Annotated in this window: 3 protein-coding genes; 2 read left to right on the top strand and 1 reads right to left on the bottom strand. The window is 70.2% G+C overall.

Annotation, left to right across the window (positions count from 1 at the left end; genetic code table 11):
- Positions 1–158: 158 nt before the first annotated feature.
- On the bottom strand, positions 159–719 hold the full coding sequence (locus ACIHAO_RS42905) for a cysteine hydrolase family protein (protein WP_396568099.1): 561 nt from the start codon (positions 717–719) through the stop codon (positions 159–161).
- A 71-nt stretch (positions 720–790) separates the two neighbouring features.
- Between ACIHAO_RS42905 and ACIHAO_RS42900 the strand changes: the two genes are divergently transcribed.
- Together ACIHAO_RS42900 and ACIHAO_RS42895 are read left to right on the top strand one after the other, a co-directional pair.
- Entirely contained in the window at positions 791–1,777 is a 987-nt protein-coding gene (locus tag ACIHAO_RS42900; RefSeq protein WP_396568097.1) for a GlxA family transcriptional regulator, read from the top strand.
- Positions 1,750–2,523 carry an enoyl-CoA hydratase-related protein gene (locus ACIHAO_RS42895; protein ID WP_396568095.1) on the top strand — a complete coding sequence of 258 codons (774 nt, stop codon included), beginning with the start codon at positions 1,750–1,752 and terminating at the stop codon, positions 2,521–2,523. Before ACIHAO_RS42900 ends, ACIHAO_RS42895 begins: the two co-directional genes overlap by 28 nt.
- Positions 2,524–2,634: the final 111 nt, after the last annotated feature.

Raw genomic sequence — 2,634 nt, 5'->3', positions numbered from 1 at the left:
GACAAATCCCTTAAAAGGACAGCCAAAGCGTCAGTCGTGAGTCGAGTCAGACCCACCAGCAACACCACCACGACCATCATCACTGTCGTGAGTGGTAAGTGACGTTCTAACGACATTTACCACTCACGACCACCGCGACCCATCCCGGTCCGCCGGTCTCAAAGGCTCCCGAGGATCTCCTTCGTCGAGGTGACCGTGGCGAACCCGCCGCCGTGCAGGTTCGTCGCGGTCGCCTTGGACAGCTCGTCGGCGGTCAGGACGCTGCCGTCCGGCCCGGCGAGGTCGAAGGTGAAGGTCGCGTCGAGCGCGAAAGTCACGTCGTAGCCGAGGTTCCCGCCGACGCGCGCGGTGGTCTCGCAGCAGAAGTTCGTCTGGATACCGGCGAGCACGAACGAAGTGATGCCGCGCGTCTTCAGCCAGCCGTCGAGATCGATGTCGCCGTGGAAGGCCGAGTTGACCTTCTTGCCGAACACCAGATCCGCGCGCACGCCGTCGAGTTCGGGCTTGAAGTGGTTGCCCTCCTGGCCAGGCTGCAGCGACGAGCCGGGCTTCACGGAATCGTGGTGCACCAGCACGATCGGCAGCCCGCGCTCCTGGTAGGCGTCGACGAGCGCCTTGATGTTGGCCTCCGCGCCGGGGTTGTTGCGCGGGCCCCAGACGGGCTTGTCGAAGCCGCGCTGGACGTCGATCACGAGCAGGGCCTTGTTCTCAGTGGTCATGGCGTCGAGTTTCACGCGTTCCGTCCTCGGAGGGGAGTGGCAGAAGAAGCGCGATGCGGTACTTTTCTGCCATGAGAACCGTGGGTGTGCTCCTCCTGCCGGGCAGCCGGTCCTTCGATCTGGGCGTGATCGGCGAGGTCTGGGGCGTGAACCGGACCGACAGCGGCATCGGCCCCTTCGAAGTCCGGCTCTGCGCGTCCGGCCGCGGCCGGATCGCCACCCACCCGTTCGGCCAGGTCGAGGCGACCCATGGGCTGAGCGGACTGGCGGGCTGCGACCTCGTCCTCGTACCCGGCCGGGTGGATCCGCACGCCGAGGTGCCCGCGGCGGCCGTCGCCGCGCTGCGCAAGGCCCACCGGGCGGGGATCACCGTGGCGTCGCTGTGTTCCGGGGCCTTCACCTTCGCCGCGGCAGGGTTGCTCGACGGCCGGTCCGTCACCACGCACTGGCGGTTGCTGGACGACCTCGAAGCCGCCGCTCCCGGCGCCGTCGTCCAGCGGGACGTCCTGTTCACCGACGAGGGTGACGTGCTGACGTCCGCCGGTGTGGTCGGCGGGCTGGACCTGTGCCTGCACCTGGTACGCCGCGATCACGGTGCCGAGATCGCCGCCGCCCTCGCCCGCCGCCTCGTGATGCCGCCCGCGCGGGAAGGCGGCCAGCGGCAGTATGTCGACAACCCGTTGCCGCCCAAGCCGTCGCGGCCGAGTGTGTCGTCCACAATGGACTGGGCGCTGGCGCGGATCGCCGACGACATCGGTGTCGACGACCTCGTCGGTCACGCCGGGCTGAGCGAACGGACCTTCCACCGCGAGTTCGCGGCGGCCACCGGGGTGACGCCGGGGCGGTGGCTGCGCGCGCAGCGGGTGCGGCTCGCGCGGCGGCTGCTGGAGACCACCGAGCTCCCGGTCGAGCGGGTCGCGCGGCGTTCCGGCCTCGGCACCGCCGCCAACCTGCGACGACGGCTGCGGGCCGACGTCGGGGTCGGCCCCGATTCGTATCGCCGGACGTTCCGGTCGGTTACCGTCGAAGCATGGCCGAGTACGAGCACATCCTCGTGAAGCGGGACGGTGACACCGTCACGATCACCATGAACCGCGCCGCGCGGCGCAACTCACTGTCGGCGGACCACCTCGCCGAGCTGCTCGCGGCGTTCCGCAAGGCCGGGGAGACCGACGCCACCGGGATCGTCCTGGCGGGCGCCGGACCGGTGTTCTCGGCGGGACACGACTTCGGCGACGTCGCCGCGCGCGACCTGATGGGCGTGCGCGAACTGCTGCGCCTGTGCACGGACCTGATGGGCACGATGCAGTCGGTACCGCAGGTCGTCGTCGCGCGGGTGCACGGGCTTGCGACCGCGGCCGGCTGCCAGCTGGTGGCCTCGTGCGACCTCGCCGTCGCCGCCGAATCCGCCGGATTCGCCCTCCCCGGCGGCAAGGGCGGCTGGTTCTGCCACACCCCCGCGGTGCCGGTGGCCCGCGCGATCGGGCGGAAACGACTGATGGAACTGGCGCTCACCGGCGACGTCGTCGACGCCGCGACCGCACTGGACTGGGGTCTGGTGAACCGCGTGGTCCCGGACGACTCGCTCGACGAAGCCGTCGCCTCACTGCTCGGACGCGCGACGCGGGGAAGCCGGGCGAGCAAGGCGATGGGCAAGCAGACCCTCTACGCGCAGCTGGACCGGCCCGAGGCCGACGCCTACGCGCTGGCGCTGGAGGTGATGGCCTCGGCGTCGCAGCTGCCGGGGGCACGTGAGGGAATGGCGGCGTTCTTGGAGAAGCGTTCGCCGGTCTGGCCCGATTGAGCGCTCCCGCGCGCAATGAGCCTTTTTCATCCTTGGTGTTCGAGGGTGAGGATGGCTTTGGCGTGGGTGGTGACGTGGTGGGTGCTGCAGCGGGCGCGGGTGAGGATGCGC

Source organism: Amycolatopsis sp. NPDC052450, assembly GCF_044547565.1.
Taxonomy (GTDB): domain Bacteria; phylum Actinomycetota; class Actinomycetes; order Mycobacteriales; family Pseudonocardiaceae; genus Amycolatopsis.
Note: the sequence above shows the minus strand (reverse complement) of the source record. Positions and strands in the feature narration are given on the sequence as shown.

Excerpts from the sequence above, each read along its gene's own strand:
- ACIHAO_RS42905 (WP_396568099.1), bottom strand. The coding sequence starts at position 719 with ATGACCACTGAGAACAAGGCCCTGCTCGTGATCGACGTCCAGCGCGGC.
- ACIHAO_RS42895 (WP_396568095.1), top strand. The coding sequence starts at position 1,750 with ATGGCCGAGTACGAGCACATCCTCGTGAAGCGGGACGGTGACACCGTC.
- ACIHAO_RS42900 (WP_396568097.1), top strand. The coding sequence starts at position 791 with ATGAGAACCGTGGGTGTGCTCCTCCTGCCGGGCAGCCGGTCCTTCGAT.